The sequence below is a fragment of the Gordonia heveisoli genome (assembly GCF_030315745.1).
GTDB lineage: Bacteria > Actinomycetota > Actinomycetes > Mycobacteriales > Mycobacteriaceae > Gordonia.
In genome coordinates this window covers 21407-39519 of record NZ_JASXSH010000001.1, presented here as the reverse complement: position 1 = coordinate 39519, position 18113 = coordinate 21407, and the positions used below count along the sequence as shown (strand labels likewise).

11 protein-coding genes and 1 pseudogene are annotated in these 18113 nt (G+C 70.4%); 5 read left to right on the top strand and 7 right to left on the bottom strand.

Annotated elements, in window-relative coordinates; translation table 11 throughout:
- Positions 1–8 precede the first annotated feature (8 nt).
- Both QSJ18_RS00165 and QSJ18_RS00160 read left to right on the top strand, forming a co-directional pair.
- The gene (locus QSJ18_RS00165) at positions 9–2573 is read left to right on the top strand and encodes an ABC transporter permease (protein WP_286324444.1); all 2565 of its coding nucleotides are present in this window, start codon (positions 9–11) and stop codon (positions 2571–2573) included.
- 97 nt (positions 2574–2670) lie between these two features.
- Complete coding sequence (locus tag QSJ18_RS00160) at positions 2671–3408, top strand: hypothetical protein (protein WP_286324148.1); 738 nt, start codon at positions 2671–2673, stop codon at positions 3406–3408.
- 33 nt (positions 3409–3441) lie between these two features.
- Here the strand turns inward: QSJ18_RS00160 and QSJ18_RS00155 are convergent, their stop codons facing one another.
- Positions 3442–4188 (bottom strand): class I SAM-dependent methyltransferase, encoded by a 747-nt coding sequence (locus QSJ18_RS00155; RefSeq protein ID WP_286324443.1) that lies wholly within the window; start codon positions 4186–4188, stop codon positions 3442–3444.
- A gap of 111 nt (positions 4189–4299) precedes the next feature.
- On the opposite strand from QSJ18_RS00155, the gene QSJ18_RS00150 reads away from it, so the two are divergent.
- Positions 4300–5484: a glycosyltransferase family 4 protein gene (locus QSJ18_RS00150; protein ID WP_286324147.1), complete on the top strand. Its 1185-nt coding sequence runs from the start codon at positions 4300–4302 to the stop codon at positions 5482–5484.
- A 1668-nt stretch (positions 5485–7152) separates the two neighbouring features.
- Here QSJ18_RS00150 and QSJ18_RS00140 read toward each other — a convergent pair.
- Complete coding sequence (locus QSJ18_RS00140) at positions 7153–8088, bottom strand: HpcH/HpaI aldolase/citrate lyase family protein (RefSeq protein ID WP_286324146.1); 936 nt, start codon at positions 8086–8088, stop codon at positions 7153–7155.
- Between the two features lie 109 nt (positions 8089–8197).
- Between QSJ18_RS00140 and QSJ18_RS00135 the strand changes: the two genes are divergently transcribed.
- Positions 8198–9418 carry a polysaccharide biosynthesis protein gene (locus QSJ18_RS00135; RefSeq protein ID WP_286324145.1) on the top strand — a complete coding sequence of 407 codons (1221 nt, stop codon included), beginning with the start codon at positions 8198–8200 and terminating at the stop codon, positions 9416–9418.
- A 12-nt stretch (positions 9419–9430) separates the two neighbouring features.
- Here QSJ18_RS00135 and QSJ18_RS00130 read toward each other — a convergent pair whose 3' ends face one another.
- On the bottom strand, positions 9431–10633 hold the full coding sequence (locus QSJ18_RS00130) for a PorA family protein (RefSeq protein WP_286324144.1): 1203 nt from the start codon (positions 10631–10633) through the stop codon (positions 9431–9433).
- Positions 10634–10692: 59 nt separating this feature from the next.
- Between QSJ18_RS00130 and QSJ18_RS00125 the strand changes: the two genes are divergently transcribed.
- On the top strand, positions 10693–11955 hold the full coding sequence (locus QSJ18_RS00125; RefSeq protein WP_353507189.1) for an acyltransferase family protein: 1263 nt from the start codon (positions 10693–10695) through the stop codon (positions 11953–11955).
- A gap of 899 nt (positions 11956–12854) precedes the next feature.
- On the opposite strand, the pseudogene QSJ18_RS20225 reads toward QSJ18_RS00125, so the two are convergent.
- From QSJ18_RS20225 to QSJ18_RS00105, 4 genes and pseudogenes are all read right to left on the bottom strand, one after another.
- Positions 12855–16049 (bottom strand): annotated as a pseudogene (locus QSJ18_RS20225) (alpha-(1->3)-arabinofuranosyltransferase domain-containing protein); the annotation flags it as partial.
- Between the two features lie 83 nt (positions 16050–16132).
- A complete protein-coding gene (locus QSJ18_RS00115) occupies positions 16133–16333 on the bottom strand; it encodes a DUF2613 family protein (RefSeq protein WP_286324143.1) in 201 nt (66 codons plus the stop codon).
- A 19-nt stretch (positions 16334–16352) separates the two neighbouring features.
- A complete protein-coding gene (locus QSJ18_RS00110; RefSeq protein WP_286324142.1) occupies positions 16353–17069 on the bottom strand; it encodes a DJ-1/PfpI family protein in 717 nt (238 codons plus the stop codon).
- Positions 17070–17105: 36 nt separating this feature from the next.
- Positions 17106–18080 carry a GlxA family transcriptional regulator gene (locus QSJ18_RS00105; protein WP_286324141.1) on the bottom strand — a complete coding sequence of 325 codons (975 nt, stop codon included), beginning with the start codon at positions 18078–18080 and terminating at the stop codon, positions 17106–17108.
- Positions 18081–18113 lie beyond the last annotated feature (33 nt).

Sequence of the window (18113 nt, the reverse complement as noted above, 5' to 3'; positions counted from 1 at the left end):
CCTCGGTGATGCGCCGGGTTTCGCTGCGAAACCTGCGGGCGCACAAGCTCCGTCTGTTCTTGACCGTCTTCTCCATTGTGCTGGGTACCTCCTTCGTCGCCGGGTCGATCGTCTTCACCTCGACGATCTCCAAGGCCTTCAACGACATCTTCGACAGTGCGGCGCCTGGGGTGGCCGTCGAGGTGACCGCCGCCGACAAGGAGGCAGCCGGGGTGCCGCTCGCGGTGGTCGACCAGTTGCGTTCGCGCGCTGGTGAACTCGGTATCGACCGGCTGGTGACCAACCAGACCGGGTCGGTGGTGATCGCCGATTCCGACGGGAAGGCGCTGCAGACCGGTGGTGCCCCGAGTATGGGCACCGCCTACATTCCCTACGAGGACGGCCGGAACCCCAACGGGTCGAAGATCATTGCCGGTGGCCGCGGTCCGGTCAACCCCGGCGAGATCGCCCTCAACGCCAGTGCCGCGGACGAGGCGGGACTGAAGGTCGGGGACACCACCCAGGTGGTATCCACCGCCGGAAACGCCCCGCCGCACACGGTGAAGGTGGTCGGACTCATCGATCTGCCGTCGTCGACCGGCGGCTACGTCAACGTGCAGTTCGACCAGGCGACCGCCAACATGGTGTTCTCCGACGGAAAACACGTTGCGGTGGTGGATATGTCGGCGGTGCCGGGCGTCAGTCCCCAGGAGCTCAAGCAGCGGGTGCAAGCCGCGCTCGGCCCTGACCCCGACAATCGGTTCCAGGTCCGGACCGGCGACGAGGTGCGTCAGGATCAGAAGGATCAGGTCAACGAGTTCCTGAGCATCTTCCAGTACATCCTGCTGGCCTTCGCCGCCATCGGTCTCATCGTCGGCACCTTCATCATCTACAACACCTTCTCGATGATCGTCGCCCAGCGCAACCGTGAGTTCGCGTTGCTGCGGGCGGTCGGTGCGAGCGAAGGGCAGGTGTCCCGGTCGGTACTCTTCGAGGCCTTCGTGGTCGGAATCATCGGCGGCGGTGTGGGACTCGCGGTCGGTATCGGATTGGCGGCGCTGTTGCGGGCATTCACCAGCTCGTCGTCCGGGCTGCCCAGTAGCAGCCTGAACATCGGGGCTCCCGCGATCATCGCATCGCTGGTCGTCGGTGTCGGTGTCACCATGGTGAGCGCCTGGGTGCCCGCGGCGCGGGCCGCGAAGGTGCCGCCGGTGGAGGCGATGCGGGCCAGCATGACCGAAGGCTCTGCGTCGCTGCGTACCCGGACGATCGTCGGCACCATCTTCGGGGTCGCCGGAGTGGCCGCACTCGTCATCGGCGCGACGGGGGAGGGCGCCGGTCCGGCACTGACCGTCGGCGCCGGTGCGGCGGCGGTCATCGTGGCCGCGGTGCTGGCCGGCCCGGCACTGGCACAGCCCTTCGTCGGAGTGCTGGGACGGGTACTGGGCGCGCCGTTCGGCGCGATCGGACGGCTGGCCCGCACGAATGCGGTGCGCAATCCCCGACGTTCGGCGGCGACCGCCTTCGCGCTCACCCTGGGCCTGATGCTGGTCGCGGTGATCGGCACCCTGGGATCGTCGTTCAAGGGCACCATCGACGACGCCGTGGACAACGGGGTCACCGCGGACTACATCATCATGGGCACCAACCAGAGTCCGCTGCCGGAGTCGGTGGCCACCGCGGCCGCCGCGGTTCCGGGCGTGGGGGTGTCGGTGTCCTTCGGGACGGTACCCGCCCGCATCCTCGCCGACGACGGCACCGAGAAGTCCCTGTTGGGTTTCGCCGCGCTGGGCGGACAGCCCCGTGAGGTCGCGACCGTCCGGATGGTCGACGGGTCCTCCGACACTCTGCCCGCCGACGGCATGTTCGTCACCGAACGCACCAGTCGCGAGCAGGGGTGGAAGCGCGGTGATGTGGTCACCTTCGCGGGTCCCGACGGTGAGCGGGTGCCGGTGACGGTGTCGGGCGTCTACGCCGACAACGAGGCGTTGCAGCCCTGGCTGGTCGGCCCGCAGATCTACGACCGCCTGGTGTCCCCGCAGGCCCGGCAGAACTTCGGGATCTTCCTCAAGGCGGCGCCCGGAACGAATCTCGATCAGTTGCGGACCGATCTGGAGACGGCGACGGATTCGTATCTGACCGCACAGGTACAGAACCGCGACGAGTTCAAGAGCAGCATCTCCACGCAGATCGACCAGATGCTCGCGACGCTGTACGCGATGCTCGGGTTGGCATTGCTGGTCGCGGTTCTCGGCATCATCAACACCCTTGCGCTGTCGGTGGTGGAACGTAAGCGTGAGATCGGCATGTTGCGCGCGATCGGCATGGTGCGAGCTCAGGTTCGTCGCAGCATCTATCTGGAGTCGGTGCTGATCTCGATCTTCGGCGCGGTGATGGGTGTGGTGCTCGGCACCGTGATCGGGTGGGCGCTGGTGCAGACGCTCGGCGCCTGGGGTCTCGGGAACGCGGTGCTGCCGTGGGGTCTGATCGTCATCACGCTGGTCGCGTCGGGTGTCGTCGGGGTGTTGGCCGCGCTGTGGCCCGCGGTGCGCGCGGCGCGGACCGGCCCGCTGGAGGCCATCGCCGAGGCATGAGTGGGATGCATCGTGGGGCCGCCGTCGGGTGGTCCCACGATGCGTCGTTCGACGCATCGACGGGTCGGGGACCCCGGCAGTGGCACAATCGACTTCCATGACCCGACCACCCGAGGACCCGCGCGAGCAGCCGCAGCGGCCCCAGCAGCCGTCGACCCGACAGTTCGGGCCCGGTTCGGAAGCCTTCCCCGGCGAATACGGCGACACCCACACCGGCCCCACCGACGAGTACGGTGCGCTCGATCCGCGGACCCCGCAGCCGCGCGCCGACGACCTGGCCGCACCGTATTACGACCAGGATGCCGAGAACGCCGGCGGCTACTACGACGGTGGGCGCCCACCCGGCGGCTCGTCGTCCCGCGGACGGACCGTCGGTTTGGTCCTGGCGGTGATCGCCGCGCTCGTGATCGTCGGTGTCGTCGCGTACGTCATCTTCAGCGGCAACGAGGACAACAGCACGCAGACCGCCGGGTCGCCGACCACCACGGGGCCGTCGAGTTCGGCGTCGGAGCCATCCACCCCGACCACGACCACCACCACGACGACGACCACGTCGCCCACCCGCACGACGCCTCCGGACCTGGTGGTCTACCAACTGACCGGCAACGGCGACGTCATCGGCATGAACTATCGCAGCGGCGGCCGGCCGGTCATCGTCGCCACCGCCGGTGCGCCCTGGTCGATCACCACGCAGGTCGGTGGGGATACCGCCAGCCTGACCGCGATCGTCGTGCGCGGTCGGGTGACCTGCACGATCCTGCGTGACGGTGAACTGCTCAACTCCTCGACGTCGGGCCCGGGCCCGCTGGAGTGCCGTGCCGACGTCTCGCGCTGACGCTTCGCGGCTCGAAGGGTTCCCCGGACTCGGTCACGACTTGCGCAGCACCAGAACGAGATTGGTGCCGAGGACCTCGCGAAGGCCGGGTACCCGCATGACCCACCACATCCAGTGCGGTAGGTAGCGGGGGAAGGCGGCGACGACGTCGGCGCGGCCGTCGAGTGTGGACGCCCAGCGCAGTCCTGCCGCGGCGGTGACCGCGAACAGGGAGGTGCCGAACAGATTCTTCGGCGGATGCCCGTGGCGGCGGGTGTACCAGCGGGCCGCGCGGTGCCCGCCGACGTAGTGGGTCAGACCCATCTCGTGGCCACCGAACGGACCCCACCACAGCGTGTAACTCACGATGACCAGCCCACCCGGCCGCGTGACCCGCAGCATCTCTTCGCACATCTCCCACGGGCGGCGGGTGTGTTCGACGACGTTCGACGACAGACACACATCCATCGAGCCGTCCGCGAACGGCAGTGCCTGTCCGGACCCGCGTACCGATCCGCGATGATCGAGCCCGCCGGCATGCATCTCGGCGGGGTCGGGTTCGACGGAGATGTAGTGCGCGCCCGCCGCCCGGAACGAGTCCGCGAAATAGCCTGGGCCTCCTCCGACGTCGAGGATGACCCGATTCGCGATCCCGGTGGCGTCGACCTGTTCGGTGAACGCGGTGATCATCGCGGTGGTGTCCGCGGCGAGCGCACCGTAGAAGCGGGCGGGATCGGTCTGCTCGAAACGGAAGTCGTCCAGGAGGCCTGCCGCGCGTCGGAGCGTCGCCAGCGCGGCCATCGGCGTGCGGGTCACCCGGACGATTCTAGTGGTCGGTGCCTGCCGGCCAGACGACGCCCGGACCAGGGCCGATGCGCTTGTTCTCAGGCTCGGTCGGTAATCTGTGCGGCAATGCGTGCTCCATCCGAGGTCCTGCTGTTGTGCTGGCGGGACACCTGTCACCCGCAGGGCGGCGGCAGTGAGACCTACCTGGAACGCGTCGGTGCCGAATTGGTCCGACGCGGAGTTCGTGTCACCTACCTGACCTCCCGGTATCCCGGTTCGCGGCGCGAGGAGATGCGCGACGGGATCCGGTTCGTCCGGGTCGGCGGGCGCATCACGGTCTATCCACGGGTGCTGGCGATGATGGTCGCCGGACGGTTGGGCCGGGGCCGGCTGGCCGGGTTCGCGCCCGAGGTGGTCGTCGACACCCAGAACGGGGTGCCCTTCTTCGCCACTCTCGTCGCGGGAGTGCCCACCGCGGTGCTGGTGCATCACTGCCATCGGGAACAGTGGCCGGTCGCGGGCCGTGTGCTGGGCAGGCTGGGGTGGTACCTGGAGTCGACGGTGTCGCCGCGGGTGCATCGCCGCCACCGGTACGTCACGGTATCCACGCCGTCCAAACACGAACTCGTGGACCTGGGGGTCGACGCCGCCCGCATCACGGTGATCCGCAACGGTATCGACCCGCTGCCCGACGGTCTGCACCCGCAGCAGATGCCGGCGGATGGTCCGGTTCGGCTGTGCGTGCTGTCGCGACTGGTGCCGCACAAACAGGTCGAGCATGCGCTGCGGGTCGTCGACGATCTGCGTCGCGAGGGTCTCGACGTCACCCTCGACGTCATCGGCGGCGGCTGGTGGGCTCCGGAATTGCGCAGGTTCGCAGGTGAACTCGGCATCGACGCGGCGGTCACTTTTCACGGCCACGTCAGCGAGCGGCGCAAACATGAGCTACTGGCGGGTGCCCGAGTACATCTGATGCCCTCCCGCAAGGAGGGCTGGGGCCTGGCCGTGGTGGAGGCGGCCCAGCACGGTGTCGCCACCGTCGGGTACCGCTCGTCGGTCGGTCTGGTGGAATCCGTCGACGACGGGCGCACCGGACTGCTCGTCGACGGGGTTGACGAAATGATCAGTGCGACACGCAAACTCGTCGAAGATGAGGCCGCAGCCCGACGTCTTGGTATGGCTGCGAAGGTCAGGTCGGGCCGGTATTCGTGGTCGGCGACGGCCGACGGCTTCGTGGCCGCCTTCGCGGAGATGACCGGCGAATCCGCCGCACCCCGCCGAGGGCCACGGTGGCGGCCGCGCCGACGATGAGTGTCAGCCACACCAGGTGGGCTCCGATCACCAGCGCGCGGCGGACCGCCGAAACCTGATCCAGCACCGGATCGTCGATGCGGTAGAGCCGCAAGGATGTCCCCGCGAATACCGGGTGGGCACCGGTGAGCGCGGCCGGTGTCGAACCGTCCTCGACGAGAACCCATCCGACTCCCAGTTCGGCCAGCCGGTTCCGATCGCCTGCACTCCCCAAGAGCCGGTCGACTTCGGCCGCCCGCGCCGACGGCGGGTCGACCTCGACCCCGTCGACGGTCAGCCTGCCCGATTCGACGACCGGTGCCCGCAGCATCCGCGGCGCCGGATCCAGGCTGAGTTCGTCGGCGAAGTCGTAGCGGCGCACGGTATCCGATGGCCACACGGCGACCGCACCTTCGTCGGCGGGCACGATGGCGGCGACGGTTCGCCAGTCCGCCGGATAGTCGATCGGCCGGATCTGACCGCCGACGCCCCAGCCCAGGTCGGGCAGCGGGGCGATGACCAGCAGCGCCACCGCGGCCAGCGCGAATCCGGCAGGCACCCGGCGGCGTAGCGCGGCGACCGCACCGGCGACGGCCATCGCGAACGCCGGCATCAGCAAGGCCAGGAATTTGTGGGTGTCGCGCAGCAGTCCGGCGCCGGGCACCGATTCGACGACATGTCCCAGCAGGGCACGACCGGGACCGACGGCGGTGCACACCACCACGATCACCGTCACCGCAGCGAGGATCGCCAGCGCGCGCCGCACCGCGTCGACGCGGCCGTCCTCGCCGGCGCGGTGGCGGGCCAGATGCCATCCGCCGACGCCGACCACGATCAGCAGGCAGACGGTGGCGACCGCGGCCCAACCGACGGTACGACTGGTGGGCACGGCGTCCGCGTTCCAGATTCCGCCGAGACCGAGTGCAGTTCCGAGGGCGCCCAATCCGGGTTCGGCACGTAGTCCGAATGCCTCGGTCCCGCCCGTGCCGGACGAGGTGGTGGCCCCGCCGACCATGGCGGCCACCAGCCAGGGACCCGACGCCAACAGCCAGCATCCGGCGATCGCCACCGCACGGCGTCCACCCATCCGCAGTCCCGCAGCGGTACACCCGAGTGCCGCGGCGGCCAGCAGGGAACCCGTCGGGGTCAAGCCGGCGACGGCAGTCAGGCCGGCGAGGCGCCACCACCGGGCCGCGGTGGGTGCCGCGGGCAGATCGAGAACCTCGACGATCAGCCAGCCCAGTGCCGCATAACCCACCAGCAGTCCCCAATGGCCTTGGAGGAGACGCTCGGCCACATAGGGATTCCAGATCGCCACGGCACTCGCGGCCACCGCTCCGGCGCGCTGCGCCGACGGGACCAGGCGAGCCGCGAGTCGGCCGTATCCGACCCCGGCGAAGACGAGCGAGGCCACCATGATCGCCGCGACCAGCATGCCGCCGTCGATGACCCGACTCGCCGTCGCGACGAACCAGTCCTGGGGTACCGCCCGCGGGGCGACGTCCCCGATGCCGAGCATCGCGTCGGTGACATGCGATCGCGGCGTCGAGACCGCGTCGCGGTAGAGCAGATAGCGTGGTCCGACGCCGAGGGCGGCGCCGAGGATCGGGGCGGTGACGACGACGGACCCCAGCGCGCTGACGAGGTAGAGCAGCGGCAGCACCCGTCTGGTCGGCATCGGTGAAACCGTCAGTAGTGGAAGGTGTCCGAGGGTGCGGGCATATGCACCGGATCGTCCTCGTAGTCGGAGGCGGTGATGCCGTAGGCCCGCGCCAGATCCAGGATCTTGGTGGCCCGCGAGATCCGCGGCAGATCCGAGCCGTTGCGGATCTCGCCGCCGTCCCGCTCGAATTCGGCGAAGAACTCCTGGGCCCAACTGATCTCGTCGAGCGACGGGGACAGGCCTTCGTTGACCGGGGCGCACTGATCGGGGGTCAGGCAGATCTTGCCGGTCATCCCGAACTCGGCGCTGACCGCGGTGGCCTCACTGAGTTTCAGGGCACTCGAGCCGACCGTCGGGCCATCGATGGCGCTGGGCAGATGCGCGGCCTTGGCGGCGATGGTGAATCGCGACCGGGCGTAGGCCAGGGTGAGCGGATTGTCGCCGAACCCGGTGTCGCGACGGAAGTCGCCGATACCGAAGGCCAGCCGGAAAGTTCCCTTCGCGGTGGCGATCTCGCCGATCCGCTCCAGTCCGCGGGCCGTCTCCACCAGGGCGACGATCGGCAGATCGGGTAGCCGGCTGGCGGTCTCGGTCACATGGTCGACCGATTCGACCATCGCCAGCATCACTCCGCCGATCGCGGTGGGGGCCAGTGCGGCGATGTCGTCGGCCCACCAGGGAGTGCCGAAACCGTTGATGCGGACCCAGTCACCGGCTCCGGCGGCCGGGGCCTGCTTGCCGCCGAGCCAGCGGACCACGTTGTCGCGTGCGGCGACCTTGTCCTTGGGTGCGACGGCATCCTCGATGTCGAGGACGACGATGTCGGCGCGCGACCGGCCGGCCGGCTCGAATTTGTTGTAGTGCGAGCCGTTGACGAGCAGCCAGCTGCGGGCCAGGACCGGGTCGATGCGGGAACCGACGTCGGTGGGATCGGTCTCATAGCTGGTGTTCTGGTCGTACATCAGAAGGTCTCTCTCGCTTTCGCTGCCGTCCCATCGTCGCCTATCGGCCGGGCCCGGTGCAAAACGCCCCGCGGTGCGGCGATGCCCGCCGGGTCGGCACACTTGGGGAATGCAGCGGAGCGCACGACGGCGAACCCCGACGGGTCTCGTCGGCGCCATCGGTGCGGTCGCCCTCGGGTCCATGATCGCCAATGCCTGCATGTACACCGTCCATCTGCTCGCCGGCGGTTGGTTCCTCGGGCCGGGGGAGTATGGCGAGTTCGCGGTACTCCTGTCGGCGATGCTGGTACTCGGTGTCCCGGCGCTCGCGCTGCAGGTGGTGCTCGCGCGGGCGGTGGTGCGGGGGTACGACCCGCACGGGCTGCGCGGACTGACCATTCGGACGACGCTGTCGGTGGCCGCGCTGGTCGCGGTCGCGATACCGCTGGTGGCGATGCTGGCCCGGACCGGCGTGGTCACGACGATCTGCGCGCTCGGCGCGGCCCCCTTCCTGACGCTCATCGCCGCTGGACAGGGCGTGCTGCAGGGGCGCGGCGAGTTCCGCGCGCTGGGCTGGGTGCTCGCCGTGGTCGGGTTCCTGCGTGCGGCGCCGACGGTCGGCGTGCTGGCGGCCGGGGCCGGGCCGGCCGGAGGTCTGCTCGCGGGTACCGCCGGGGCGGCGGCGTCGGCGGTGATCGTGTGGGTGGTGGTGGTGTGGGCGCCGGTTCGATCCGTCGCCGCCCGGTCGGCGCCGGTACCGCGAGATGCGGGGGTCAGCGCGGCGGGGGTGCTGCGCGCCTCGCAGGTGCAGTTGGTGCTGATCGTCGCGACGTCGGTCGATCTGCTGCTGTCCCGGACCGTTCTCGGGGAGGACGACGCAGGTGTCTATGCGTTGGGGGCCATCGCGACCAAGGTCGCCTTCTGGTTGCCGCAGGCGATCGGCGTGGTCTTCTATCCGCGGCTCGCCGATCCCGCCCGCTCGGCCGGATCGCTGCGGACCGCGGTGCGGGTGGTGGTGGCCATCGGCGCGCTCCTCACCGTCGGCGCAGGCCTGGCCGGCCCGCTGGTCCCGCTCGTCGTCGGCGACGACTATCAGGCGTTGAGCGGGTTGCTGTGGCTGTTCGCGGCCACGGGCGCAGCGCTGTCGGTGCTGCAGGTGGCGCTGCTGTCGGCGATTGCCCGCGACCGCACCCGGATCGCCGGGATCGCGTGGGCGGTGGCGGCCGGTGAGACGGTCGTGATCGCGACCGCGGTGCACAGCGTCGCCGCCCTCGCAGTGGTGGCCGCGGTGTCCGGGATGCTGGCCGCGACGGTGACCGTAACGGTCTGCCTCCGGCGTTTCGGACCGTGACGTGCGCGGCCCTCAGTCCTGATGTCCCTGCTCTGCCCAACGTCGGATCCGGCTGGGGATGCGCGCGGTGTCGAGGAACCACAGGCCGACGACGACCAGCACCGCACCGACGATCCCGGTGCCGATGGGGACCAGTCGCCCCCAGATCAGTGCGGGGCGGGCCAGGTCGGCGGCCCGCTGGGTCATCTCCTCGCGGGTCCGGTCGTCGAAGGTGAATCGGGCGCGCAGATAGGGCAGCGCGAAGTCGTCGGCGACGGCTGCAGTGCCTGCGGGCAGACGATAGGACTCGTCCACGACGATGTCCTGGTCGACGATCATTCCGGACCGGGTGTCGACGGCGAGCTCCCACCGGGACCGGTGGTGCAGGGTGGCGGTGAGCGGTCGGGCCGGGCTTCCCCCGACGCCGAACCACGATGCCGGCCGCGTGATGGTGGTCGGCCGTGCCGGCGTCGACGCCCCGGCCAGTCCGGCGAGGTCGGTGTCGGTGATCTCGGCGACGAATCGGGCCACATCATGCCCTTCCACCTGGGTGTCGCCGGTGTATCGCAGCGCGACAGACCGTCGGGTGGTGGTGTCGAAGAACGTGTGGTCGCCGGTGCTCAGGTCGAAGGGGAACAGGTAGGTGAAGCCGCGGCGATCGGGTACGGCGACGGGCGCCGACCGGCTCTCGTACTGGATCTCGGAGCTGCCGCCGTCGCCGAGGTCGGGTTCGGCGGTGGTGCGGTCGAGGGTGATCCGGTCCTTGACTGCGGTGATCGTCGAGTCGGTGCAGTCGGATTCGGGGGTGGGCGCGGTCTCCGGCCGGTTCGGGTCGTCCGGGGTGCGGGCGGGTGCCCCCGGTCGGGGGGCGTCCACGTCGACGCGTTTGCCGTCGATGATCAAGGCGTCGGCCTGGATGGAGGTGCCGGCCTGCAGGGTCACCCGATCCCGGTCCGAGGGCTGCACCGCCACCACCCGCTGCTGACGGACCAGGTCGGCTTCGACGGTCCGGGCGGACGGGGTGTTCAGAGAACAGCGATCGAGCACAGTGGCCGGTTCGGTGAGGACCGCGACGGTGGTGAAATCGGTGCTCAGCGGTACCTTGCGCAGCCCGTCCGCCAGCAGTGTCGGCAGGGCGACGGTGACCGCCAGCAGAAAGGCGCCGACGAACAGCGCGGTCGGTCCGAGGAGGTCGGTGGTCGACCACCGGCGCGGGGTGGTCTCGGACGCTGCCATAGAGGGGAGGCTATCGCGGGCATCACCGCATGCGTCGATGCGGCTACCCTGTACCGAGCATGACCAGCACCGATCGCCCTGCCGCAGCCGTCGCGACCCGACGGTTCTATCCGCAGCTCGAGGGGATGCGGGCGCTGGCCGCGCTCGGTGTGCTGACCACTCACGTGTCCTTTCAGACCGGTGCGGTGAACTTGGCGGTCCTCGGGCCGGTCCTGGGCCGTCTCGATCTGGCGGTCGCGGTCTTCTTCGCCCTGTCCGGATTCCTGCTGTGGCGCGCCTGGGTGGACCGGGCGTACACCGACGGTGGGCATCCGCCGATCCGGCGCTATCTGCGGCATCGGGTGGTGCGGATCTGGCCCGCCTACGTGGTGGTGGTGACGCTCGTACTACTGCTGCTCCCGGCTGCGCAGGGGGCTGATACGACGGTGTGGCTGGCCAATCTCACCCTCACCCAGGTCTTCGTCCCGCTGTCGCTGACCGCCGGCCTGACGCAGATGTGGAGTCTGTCGGTGGAGGTGGCCTTCTATCTGCTGCTGCCGTTCCTCGGTCTGGCCCTGCGGAACCTGTCCGGCCGTCGCGCCCGCTGGCGGGTCCCTGCGCTGCTGGTGCTGGGGGCGGTGAGTCTGACCTGGGCGTGGGCCGTGCACGCGCTGCCGATCGCGGATGGGGTCGAACCCAAGAACTGGGTGTTCGGTCACCTGCCGTGGTTCCTGGCGGGGCTGTTGCTCGCCGAACTGGCCGGCGCGGTCGACGTCGGCCGGACCGGGCGGTGGTCGCGGCACGCGGTCGCGGTCAGCGCCCGACGCCGGGTGATGTTCGTGGCATTCGTCGCCGCCTACGCGCTGGCCTGCACCCCGCTGGCCGGTCCGACCGGGCTGGGTGCGCTGACCGAACTGGAATTCGCCACCAAGATGGTGCTGGGCGCGGTGTGCGGTTATGCGCTGCTGGCGCCGCTGGTCGTCGGCGATCCACCATTCCGTTTCCTGTGCTCACCGGTCATGTTGGCGCTCGGACGGTGGTCGTACGGCATCTTCATCTGGCATCTGGCGGTGCTGGAGATGGTCTTCCCGCTGTTCGGCATCATCCCGTTCAGCGGTGACGCCCTGCTGGTGTGGATGATCACCGTCGTCCTGACGATCGGGGTGTCGGCGGCGAGTTATGCCTTCCTCGAGGAACCGGCCCGCCGCTGGCTGCGCGCCAGGGAGGACGCGCGCACGCGATCCAGCAGCGTGACGTCGGCATCGGTCCCGGAGGCCGGGGCCGAACGAGAGAAGACGACCAGCCAGATGGTCAGCAGCACCGACACCAGTGCGGGAGCCTGAACCCACCACGCGAAGCCGTGATAGCCGTCGGCCGCATGCCAGGGTCGGGCGGCCAGGCCGACGGTGGCGGTCATCATCGCGACGAAGGCGGCCACCACTCCCGCCCGGGGTCGCAGGGCAGCGGCGGCTGCCGCGCAGGCGATCCCGATGGCGACACCCCACCAGCCGGCCAGCAACCACGACAATCCGAGGACGCCGACCGCCGCGGCACCCGGTCCGACCGGCGACAACATCCACTGCCGGCGCTGCACCGCCTCGGGTGCACCGTCGGCGCGGACCGGCCACGCCGCAGCGATCAGCAGCGCCGCCATCAGCAGAAGTCCGACGACGAGTGCCCACCGGTAGAGCTCGTCGAAACGGTAGGTGAGATGCAGGGTGCCGGATGTGTTGGCAGGCACCAGCCAGCCCTGCTGCCACCCGTTGACCACGATCGGGGTCAGCTGTGCGTCGCCGAGCCGGGCCTGCCAGCCGTCGTTGGTGCTCTCCGGCACCACGATCACCCGGTCGTGGTCGGACGGCGGGACCTGCACCGAACGGTCGGTCGCCGACCAGGACAGCACGCGGCCGGGAACGGCGACGGTCGGCGTCGCGGATCCACCGACGGACTCGGGTACATCGAGCGAGACGGCGTCGACGCTGAATGCCGCACTCGGGTTGACGGTCAGCTCCTGCTGTCCGGCGGCGAGTCGAACAGGTTGTGGGGCACAGGGTTTCGCGACCACCGGATGGCCGTTGCGGAGGGCGCCGACGGTGGTGCGTACCGTCATCGGGGTCACCTGGCCGGAGACGGTGACCCCGATCCCGGCCGCACAGTCGACGTCGATGACCCGATCGTCGTCGGCGGGCGGGGGCGGTGGGCCGCCGACGATGGCGATCTCGGCGATCCCGGGCGGCGCGGGCGAGGCGAAACCGAGACTGTTGACATCGACCAGGTCCCGCTGATCGAGGATCGTCACCGCGATCCGATCGGTCGTCGCCGGGCGCAGCGACAACCGGCCGTCGGCGGGGACGCTGCGCACCTGCGCGCCGGTGCCCAGGTCGACCGACACCTTGGTCGGCGCGGCCGGGTAGTCCTGCGGCAGTGTCAGTTCGAGTCCGGTGACCGGTTGCGGTGCGGGCAGATTCAGCACCAGCTGGGGGTTCTTCGGGCGGTCGGCCGCCGATGGTCTGGTCGTCGGTCGGTCGCGGCGCTTGTCCGGGTCGGTGGCCGCCTCCGGAGCGGTCCAGACGGTGCGCGGATCGCCGTCCACCGCGGCAGAAGGCCCGCCGCGCGGATCGGTCACCGACGACGATCCGGTCGCGACGATGGTTCGTGGTGTGCGCAGCAGGGCGTTGAGGGCGTCACCCGGACGCGGGGTGAGGGTGAGGGTCGGCGTCACGTCGGTGGACTGGGGTACCGACAAAGCGCGGGTGAACAATCCGGGAGTCTCGGGGGACAGGCCGAGTCCGCCTGCGCAGCGCACGACGTCGGCGGCGGGATCGTCGACGCAGGATGGGCGGCCGGCGAGTTCCTGGGTCAGCAACCAGCCGGTCACCCGGGTCTGCGCGGTCAGTTCGGGGAGTACGACACGATGACGGATGTGCAGTGCAGTGCCGGTGCGCAGGTCGCCGACGCCGACTTCGGCGAGCGCGAATTGGTTTCCGGCGGTTCCGTCGGCGGTCGCAATGGCGCGGATCTGCACCCAGCGGGTGGCGCCGCCCGGCGCGGCGAGGGTCACCGGTGTTCCGGGTTTGCCGATCGCGGCGACCGTGCTACCCGCCTCGGTGCTGATCAGCACGCTCGTGACGTCCGGTCCGAGGGCTTTCGCGGTGGTCAGGGTGATCGCGAGATCGCTTCGCGGGCGGGTGAAGTCGATGCGCATCGACTGGCCCAGCGCCGATTGCAGTCCGGCGCTGGCCCAGGCGGTGTGCGGGTCGCCGTCGAAGGCCGCCGCCGCCGAATTCGCCGGGGACGTCTGGCCGGGCTGGGTGGCGTCCGCGGCGGACCCGGAGGTGTACACCCTGACCTGGCCGGTCTGGTTGTCCAGCAACCATTCTCCGCGGACGAGTTGAGCGCCGTCGACCGGATAGTCGGCCACCGCGTTGCGGGTACGGCGCGGATCGCCCACGGCGCGGATCGCGGAACTGTGGTCGTCGACGCGGCCGAAGTCGGTCTCGCGGTCCGCGGGGGTGTCGGTGACCAGCAGTCCCCTCCCGCCGACACCCGCGCGCCGGGCGTCGGTGTCGAGAATGGCCGGCCCCAGCGGCGTCAGCCCCATCCGGGCCCGCATGTCGGCGATAGCGGCGAGAGCTTCCGGGCCGCCGGTCACCGTTGGCATCGTCGTGGCGTCGGCGAGGACCGGCCCGGTGTCGGGGAATCCGGCGGGACCGTCGACCGCGAAGATCTGCACCGCCGGCATTGGTGGGCGAAGGTTGTTGTCGCGCACCACATCCGCCACCGAGGGTGCCGATACCTGCGGACCGAAGACGGCGACCCGATGTAGTCCGGGGGAGTCGAGCAGGGCCTGCTGCACCAGCAGGGGACGGGCCGATCGGGAGGTATCGGGATCGAGGTCGGCGCGCAGCACGACATAGCCGATGCCCTGCTGGGCGAGCGTGGCGGCCAGCCCCGGTGAGCCACGGCCCGCGGCGATGGCCCGTTGGACCGAATCCATCGCCCGGATCGCGCCCGGCGGGGTCAGTGGGATGGCGTCGCGCACCGCCCACGGCGATCGGGCCAGCGGCTGCATCGGTTCGTCGCGGGTCAGACCCCACAGCTGGTCGGCGAAGGGTGCGCCGGGCACCACCAGTGCGCGGGTGCCGGTCCCGTCCCCGTCCGGATCGCTGTGGTCGGCGAGCCAGTCCGAGGTCTGCTGCCAGTACCGCGGGATCTCCCGATAGGCGCCCGCCGGGGTGAGCTGGCCGGTCCACATCAGCGAACCCGCGCCGACCATGGCCACCAGTACCACGATGGCCGCGGCCACCGGCCGGGACCGCTGTGGATGTGCGAAGGCCGACATCGCGGTCCGCCACGGCACCGAACCGGGCAGCGGCACCCGGGCCAGCAGATGTGCGACGCCCAGGGCGAGTGGCAACCGGATGAGCGGCTCGAATTTGTGGATGTTGCGCAGTGCGGCGCCCGGGCCGTCGAGGAAGGCTCGGACGTCGTCGGCGATGGGGGAGCCGAGTTGCCCGGCGAAGCCCACGCACATGAGCATCAGGCCGACGGCCAGGACGATCACCAGCGGACCACGGAACGGCATGTGCCGCATGCACAGTCCGGCGAGTCCGGCGGCCGCCAGGGTTCCGGTGGCGAGCACCGCGGCGGGCTGGGCCACCAGCACGGCCCCGGCGACCCGCTCCGAGGAGACGAACGGCGTCCACGAACTGGTGCCACGCAACACCTCGGTCAGCGAGGTCCACTGGGTGGTGACGCCGGAGGATTCGATGTAGTCCAGGAATGGCGGGCTGACCCGAGACAGGATCAGCAGCGGCACCAGCCACCAGGCGCAGGCCAGCGCAAGGCCGACCGCCCACCACAGGCCGAATCGCAACCAGCGCAGCCCACGAGTGCTCGCGGCGTGGATCATCCACCACAGCACCGCGACACCCAGCGCGGCCAGCGTGGCGACCGCGTTCACCGCACCCATCAGGGCGACGGCGGCCGCCGACCGGGCCGCCTCCCGCCACAGGGGCCGCCTGCCGGGTTCGGTGTCCAGGGCCCGCACCACCGGCAACAGCACCCAGGGGGCGAGCATCATCGGCAGCGTTTCCGACGAGATCGAGCCGAGGGTGGTCAGGACCCGGGGGCTGAGCGCGAAGATCGCACCGGCCACGATTCGGGACGTCGGTGAGCCGACCCGTAACGCCTCGGCGAGTCGGACCACGCCGACGAATCCGGCCGTGAGGAGCAGGGCCCACCACAGCCGCTGCACGATCCACGGCGGCAGCTGGAGGAGGTCACCGAGCGCGAAGAACGCGCCATGGGGGAAGAAGTAGCCGTACGCCTGGTTCTGGACCTGACCCATCGGGGCGTCGGGCGACCACAGATGGGCCGCGCGACGCAGCAGACCAATCGGATTGGCGGTGAGATCGAGCTTGGTGTCGGCCGCGATCCGGCCGGGGGACTGCAGTAGACAGACGAGCAGGGCGAGCGCCGCCGCGACGGCGACACCGGCCCGGGAGAGCTCGTGCGATCTCAGTTGTTGTCGCCCGCGCCGCCCCGCGACCCGTAGTCGACGGACCCCTGAACAAAGCCGTTGTTCGGGTTGACGCTGGTCAGGTCGGTGGACGGGCTGTTCTCGGCGGAGAAGATGCCGCCGAGGAAGACCGCGCCGACCCCGACGACGAGTCCAGCGACTGCGGCGACGGCGCCGGCGACGAGGCGGTTGTTGGTCATGGCGTCGAAATTACCATCGTCAACGACGCACCCTGCGCACCGCACTCTCCCAGAGCAGCGCCGATGCCGCCTTCAACGGCCCCGGACGGAGCGAGTCGCGGGTCAACATCGCCATCGATCGGGACACCGTGCCGGCGCCTGCCTTGCTGCGATGGCCGGAATCGAACGGTGGCTGCGGGTCGTATTCGATGAACAATTGGATGGCTTTGGCGCGTTCGGCACCGGCGATCTGCCCGGCCAGCCACAACCCGAGATCGATACCGGCCGACACCCCGGCCGCCGTGACCACCCGGTCGCCGGGCGCGGGAAAGACGATGCGCTCGTCGGTGACCGGTGTCGCGCCCCACGCGCTGAGCTGGTTGACCGCAACCCAATGCGAGGTTGCCCGTTTTCCTTCCAGCAGCCCGGCGGCGGCCAGGACCAGTGAACCGGTGCACACCGAGGCCACCCAGTCGGCGGTGGGGGCGACCGAGGTCAGCCAGGTCCGCACCTTCGGGTCACGGGCCGCCTCGGCGAAGCCGGGACCACCCGGCACGAGGACGACGTCGGGGGAGGGGGTCTCGTCGAAGGAGTGCGTCGCCCCGACGAGCAGCACCCCCGAGTCGGCGGCGACCGGACCGGGTTCGTGCCAGACGAAACGCACCTGCGCGCCGGGTAGGTTACGCAGCACCTCGTAGGGGCCGATGAAATCGAGGGCGGTGAACTGCGGGTAGACGACGATCGCGATCTGGGTCATAGGTCCTCTGCTCGTGTCGGTGGTGGTGGGTGAGGGTCACCGGCAGCTGCGCCGGTACTGATCGGGGGCCACGCCGATCCGCCGGACGAAGGTGCGGCGCATGGTCTCCGCCGAACCGAAGCCGGTGCGGGCGGCGATCACCGGCATCGGGTCGTCGGTCTCCTCGAGATGACGGCGGGCGGTGTCGGTGCGGATGCGTTCGACATAGGTGCCCGGTGCCTCCCCGACCTCGGCGGTGAATACCCGGGTGAAGTGACGTGGACTCATCGCCGCGAGACGCGCGAGGTCGGGGATGCGGTGGGATGCGCCCGGATCGCGCTCGATGGCCTCCTGGACCTCGCGAATCGGTTGACGTCGAGCGCGGGGCATCCACACCGGCGGGGCGAATTGCGACTGGCCACCGGGGCGTCGTAGGTGCAGCACCAGCCATCGCGCGACGAGCTGCGCGAGGTCGGTGCCGTGGTCGTCCTCGACGAGGGCCAGCGACAGGTCGATCCCGGCGGTGACCCCGGCGGCCGTCCACACCCGGTCGGTGCTGCGGATGAAGATGGGCTCCGGGTCGACCTCGATCGCGGGATAGTCGTCGGCGAGCATCGCGGCCGCCGACCAGTGGGTGGTCGCCCGGGCGCCGTCGAGAAGTCCGGCTTCGGCGGCCAGGAAGGCCCCGCTGCACACGGTCACCACGCGTCGGGTCCGCGCGCTGACCCTGCGCAGCCAGTCGATGGTCGGCGTGTCCCGGCGGGCATCGAAAACCCCCATGCCGCCGGGGATGACGAGGGTGTCGATCGGCGCGGCCGGGTCGGGCAGCGGTCGTGCGACGAACTGCAATCCGAAACCGGAGTCCACCGGCGCCCCGTCGACGGACACGAGGCTGACGGTGTACCCCGGTTCCCCGGCCTCGGTCGCCTGTCCGGCCAGCGCCACCGACGCCGAGGTGAATACGTCGATCGGGCCGGTCACGTCGAGCGGCTGGACACCGCCGAAACCGAGTACGACGACGGATCGAGTCATGCCGATCAGTTTGGGGTGCGGCCCTCGATGGCG

What these genes read in the sequence shown, in the direction of transcription:
- QSJ18_RS00165 (WP_286324444.1), top strand. Translation starts at nt 9, where the DNA reads ATGCGCCGGGTTTCGCTGCGAAACCTGCGGGCGCACAAGCTCCGTCTG.
- QSJ18_RS00160 (WP_286324148.1), top strand. Translation starts at nt 2,671, where the DNA reads ATGACCCGACCACCCGAGGACCCGCGCGAGCAGCCGCAGCGGCCCCAG.
- QSJ18_RS00155 (WP_286324443.1), bottom strand. Translation starts at nt 4,188, where the DNA reads ATGGCCGCGCTGGCGACGCTCCGACGCGCGGCAGGCCTCCTGGACGAC.
- QSJ18_RS00150 (WP_286324147.1), top strand. Translation starts at nt 4,300, where the DNA reads ATGCGTGCTCCATCCGAGGTCCTGCTGTTGTGCTGGCGGGACACCTGT.
- QSJ18_RS00140 (WP_286324146.1), bottom strand. Translation starts at nt 8,088, where the DNA reads ATGTACGACCAGAACACCAGCTATGAGACCGATCCCACCGACGTCGGT.
- QSJ18_RS00135 (WP_286324145.1), top strand. Translation starts at nt 8,198, where the DNA reads ATGCAGCGGAGCGCACGACGGCGAACCCCGACGGGTCTCGTCGGCGCC.
- QSJ18_RS00130 (WP_286324144.1), bottom strand. Translation starts at nt 10,633, where the DNA reads ATGGCAGCGTCCGAGACCACCCCGCGCCGGTGGTCGACCACCGACCTC.
- QSJ18_RS00125 (WP_353507189.1), top strand. Translation starts at nt 10,693, where the DNA reads ATGACCAGCACCGATCGCCCTGCCGCAGCCGTCGCGACCCGACGGTTC.
- QSJ18_RS00115 (WP_286324143.1), bottom strand. Translation starts at nt 16,333, where the DNA reads ATGACCAACAACCGCCTCGTCGCCGGCGCCGTCGCCGCAGTCGCTGGA.
- QSJ18_RS00110 (WP_286324142.1), bottom strand. Translation starts at nt 17,069, where the DNA reads ATGACCCAGATCGCGATCGTCGTCTACCCGCAGTTCACCGCCCTCGAT.
- QSJ18_RS00105 (WP_286324141.1), bottom strand. Translation starts at nt 18,080, where the DNA reads ATGACTCGATCCGTCGTCGTACTCGGTTTCGGCGGTGTCCAGCCGCTC.